This window comes from Burkholderia sp. (assembly GCF_018375725.1).
GTDB lineage: Bacteria > Pseudomonadota > Gammaproteobacteria > Burkholderiales > Burkholderiaceae > Burkholderia.
On the sequence record NZ_JAHACR010000342.1, the window covers coordinates 1 to 4,139 of the forward strand.

At 66.1% G+C, this 4,139-nt stretch carries 5 protein-coding genes; 3 read left to right on the top strand and 2 right to left on the bottom strand.

Annotated features, from left to right (window positions below; translation table 11 throughout):
• Nucleotides 1–291: squalene/phytoene synthase family protein (locus tag KH616_RS22275; RefSeq protein WP_292251399.1), on the top strand; the 291-nt coding region annotated here is incomplete at its 5' end.
• A gap of 7 nt (nt 292–298) precedes the next feature.
• Here KH616_RS22275 and KH616_RS22280 read toward each other — a convergent pair.
• The gene (locus KH616_RS22280) at nt 299–1,513 is read right to left on the bottom strand and encodes a DUF1501 domain-containing protein (protein WP_292251400.1); all 1,215 of its coding nucleotides are present in this window, start codon (nt 1,511–1,513) and stop codon (nt 299–301) included.
• A gap of 159 nt (nt 1,514–1,672) precedes the next feature.
• Entirely contained in the window at nt 1,673–1,954 is a 282-nt protein-coding gene (locus KH616_RS22285) for a hypothetical protein (protein ID WP_292251403.1), read from the bottom strand.
• 267 nt (nt 1,955–2,221) lie between these two features.
• On the opposite strand from KH616_RS22285, the gene ompR reads away from it, so the two are divergent.
• Nucleotides 2,222–2,947, top strand: coding sequence for a two-component system response regulator OmpR (gene ompR / locus KH616_RS22290; RefSeq protein WP_004199523.1), 726 nt, complete (start codon nt 2,222–2,224; stop codon nt 2,945–2,947).
• 41 nt (nt 2,948–2,988) lie between these two features.
• The coding region (locus tag KH616_RS22295; protein WP_292252080.1) for a histidine kinase dimerization/phospho-acceptor domain-containing protein at nt 2,989–4,139 on the top strand (1,151 nt) is incomplete at its 3' end.

The window sequence follows — 4,139 nt, forward strand, 5'->3', positions numbered from 1 at the left end:
CAGCGCTTCAACGTAACAGCTGCCGACCTGTTGAACCGGCGCTACAGCCCGGCATTCACCGAACTGCTGGCATTCCAGACCGCGCGGGCACGCGACGCGCTGTCTGCCGCGGAAGCTGCGATTCCGCCGTCCGAACGCCGCACGCAGCGGACGCTGCGCGCGCAGATCGCGCTCGCGCGCACGCTGCTCGACGAAATCGAACGAGACGGCTATCAGGTGCTCCACCAGCGCATCGCGCTGACGCCGATCCGCAAGCTTTGGATCGCATGGCGCGCAGCGCGCCGCCGCTGATCGTCGCTCACACCCTCAGCAGCGGCAGCGGCTCGAAGCGCTGCTGCAGCACGTGCGCCGGATCGAGGCCCCACCACGGACCGAGCACGGTCGCATAGAGCTGACGGAAATCGACCGGGACCGGCAGGTTGCCGTTGCCGTCAAGCCGCCCGAGCGCGGGCGGCTCGCCGTACAGCCCGCCCGCGACGCGCCCGCCCATCACGAAGTGCGGCGCGGCCGTACCGTGGTCGGTGCCATTGCGCGGATTCTCCCGCGCGCCCCGCCCGAACTCCGCATACGTCATCACGAGCGTCTCGTTCCAACGACCGAGCTCGATCAGCGCCGCGCGCATCGCGCTCATCCCTTCCGCCAATTGCTCGAGCAGCGCCGCCTGCCGCGCCGGCTGATTCTGGTGGGTATCGAAACCGTTGAGCGTGAGACGCAGCACCGCGACGCCATTTCGCGGCGTCATCCCGGGCGTTTCACATGCGGCGAGCACCTGCATCGCCGTCTTCACCGACGCACCGAACGCACCCGACGGAAAAGCCGTCGTGAACGCGCGCATCCCGCCGCGCGAACGCAGCCGATCCACGGCCTCCGCGATATCGTTCCCGACATCGACGATGCGCGCGCACGCCGGGTTCTCCCCGCGCACCGCGACCGGCTCGGCGAGCCGCGACGCGCGCATGGACTGTGCGGAATTGACGAGTGCGATCGCGCGCGCGCCGTTCGACAGCGGCCCCATCTCGGCGCTGCCGAGCACCACGCCAGCCGCGGCGAAATTCGCCGGCACCGGTGTCTGCGCGAACGTGCGCGTAAGCCATCCGTCGCGCAGATACTGATCCGAACGCGAGGCCGTATCCCAGATCTCGATCGAACGAAAGTGCGACAGGTTCGGCTGCGGATAACCGATGCCCTGCACGATCGCGAGCTGCCTGTCGCGCCAGAGCGGTAGCAGCGGCGCGAGCGCCGGATGCAGCCCGGCACGCTCGTCGAGCTGCAACACCCGGTCGCGCCTGATGCCGATGTTCCGCCGCAATGTGTAGTACAGCGGATCGGCGTACGGAACCACGGTATTGAGTCCGTCGTTGCCGCCCTTCAGCTCGACGAGGATCAGCACGTTCCCATATCCGGCGCCGGACTGCGCCGCGGCAAGCGCCGCAGCCCGCGCGTCCGGCTGCCAGAGCGGTACGCCCGCCGTCGCGGCCATGCCGGCAAGCGCCAGAAAACCCCGTCGGTTCATCCTGCTTCTTCCTTTGCAATGGGCGTATCCGGCACGAACGCGCGCCGCGGCTTGCCGGCGATGAAGCAGACGGCTTCAGGACATCGAGACAAACGGAACGAGGCGGACAACAGCGGGCGGAAATTGGCTGCGAAATGTTTCGTTTCGCGTAGCGCGCGATCAGCGCTTGTACAACTCGCGGACGGCGTCCTCGATGTGCTGGCGCAGCAAGTGGCGCTCCTCGGGCGTCATATGGCCGTCGCGGCGACGCTGTTCGAGATCGGGAGGCACGGCGGAGCGGGCGACGGGATCGGCGCCATGGTCAGCCTGCTGCGCGAATCTGCCATGCGGCAATTTGCGCGAAAAAGCGCCCGGTTCCGGGCGTTGCGCATACGCGAAGTTCGACGCATACGAACCGGCGAGCGCGATCATCAGCATCAGTGCAATCCGGGCAGATCGCATGACCGTCCTCGCTTCTGTGTTCGATTTGTTCCCTTCGTCACGCGGCAACCGGCTACCTCTGGTACTTGAAAAACCCTGCGGAAATCGGGTGTGCAAACATTGAAAAATTAAGTGAAGGGAGTATCCACCGAATTTCGTATTTGAGTAAAGAAATCTGTACAGCCTGCCTTTACTCCACGCGACACCGCGGGTAAATTTTGTAACCGACTGTAACGCGTCAAAATACCTGGCCGCGCGTCATTTCCCATTCGCGATAAGATGCCATTCATGGAAACGAAAAACCCCTCCAAGATTCTCGTCGTCGACGACGACCCGCGCCTGCGCGATCTGCTGCGCCGCTATCTCGGCGAGCAGGGTTTCAACGTGTACGTTGCGGAAAACGCAACCGCGATGAACAAGCTCTGGGTACGCGAACGTTTCGACCTGCTCGTGCTCGACCTGATGCTGCCCGGCGAGGACGGCCTGTCGATCTGCCGCCGCCTGCGCGGCAGCAACGACCGCACGCCGATCATCATGCTGACGGCCAAGGGCGAGGACGTCGACCGCATCGTCGGCCTCGAGATGGGCGCCGACGACTATCTGCCGAAGCCGTTCAATCCGCGCGAGCTGGTCGCGCGCATTCATGCGGTGCTGCGTCGCCAGGCGCCGGCCGAGCTGCCGGGCGCGCCGTCGGAAACGACCGAAGTGTTCGAATTCGGCGAATTCTCGCTGAATCTGGCCACCCGCACGCTGACGAAATCCGGCCAGGAAATTCCGCTGACGACCGGCGAATTCTCGGTGCTGAAAGTCTTCGCGCGTCATCCGCGCCAGCCGCTGTCGCGTGAAAAGCTGATGGAACTCGCACGCGGCCGCGAATACGAAGTGTTCGACCGCAGCCTCGACGTGCAGATCTCCCGCCTTCGCAAGCTGATCGAGCCGGATCCGGGCAGCCCGCGTTTCATCCAGACGGTCTGGGGCCTCGGCTACGTGTTCATCCCGGACGGCGCAGCCTGACGTTCCCCTTCTCCCGGTAACGCCTGTCAACGGCCCGTCCCATGCGTATCGACCGGCGCCTCCTGCAGCTCGCCTTCGGCGGGCTGTTCTGGCGCACCTTCCTGCTGATCGCGCTGCTGATCTCGGTCAGCCTCGCGGCCTGGTTCCAGAGCTTCCGCGTGATCGAGCGCGAGCCGCGCGCGCAACGCGTCGCGCTGCAGCTCGTCGCGATCGTCAAGCTCACCCGCACCGCGCTCCTCTATTCCGATCCCGATCTGCGGCGCGCACTGCTGCAGGATCTCGAGAGCAACGAGGGCGTGCGCGTCTATCCGCGCGAGAAAACCGACAAATTCAGGCTGCAGCCGGAAGAATCGCTGAATCGGCTGATCGAGCACGACATCCGCAGCCGCCTCGGCGACGACACGGTGATCGCTCAGACGGTCAACGACATCCCGGGCGTGTGGATCAGCTTCAAGATCGACGACGACGATTACTGGGTCGCGCTCGACCGCGACCAGCTCGACACCGTCACCGGCCTGCAATGGGCGGGCTGGGGGCTCTTTGCGCTCGCGATGTCGCTGTTCGGCTCGGCCTTCATCACGAGTCTCGTGAACCGTCCGTTCTCGCGCCTCGCGCTCGTCGCGCGCCAGGTCGGCTCCGGCCAGGCGCCCGAGCCGCTGCCCGAGCGCGGGATGGGCGTCGCCGCCGACACGAACCGCAGTTTCAACCAGATGGTGCGCGATCTCGAGCAGCTCGAGGCCGACCGGGCACTGATGCTCGCGGGCATCTCGCACGACCTGCGCACGCCGCTCGCGCGCTTGCGCCTCGAAACCGAGATGAGTCCCGCCGATCAGGCGACGAAGGACGCGATGGTCGACGACATCGAGCAGATGGATCGCATCATCGCCGCCTTCATCGACTACGCGCGCCCGACGCAGCGCAAGCCCGAGCCGGTCGACCTGTCGACGATCGCGCAGGAAGTCGCCGCGCGCGTCGCGGGCGAGGACGGCGTGGAGATCCGCACGCGGCTCGCGCCCACCGCCATCATCGAGGCCGACGAAACCGACATGCGCCGGGTGATCGGCAACCTGATCGAGAACGCGCGCAAGTACGGCCATAGCCGGCAGGACGGCATCGCCCGCATCACGCTCGAGACGCGCGTGTCGCACGCGCGCGTCGAGCTGTCGGTGCGTGACGAAGGTCCCGGTATTCC

Excerpts from the sequence above, each read along its gene's own strand:
- ompR (WP_004199523.1), top strand. The coding sequence starts at position 2,222 with ATGGAAACGAAAAACCCCTCCAAGATTCTCGTCGTCGACGACGACCCG.
- KH616_RS22285 (WP_292251403.1), bottom strand. The coding sequence starts at position 1,954 with ATGCGATCTGCCCGGATTGCACTGATGCTGATGATCGCGCTCGCCGGT.
- KH616_RS22280 (WP_292251400.1), bottom strand. The coding sequence starts at position 1,513 with ATGAACCGACGGGGTTTTCTGGCGCTTGCCGGCATGGCCGCGACGGCG.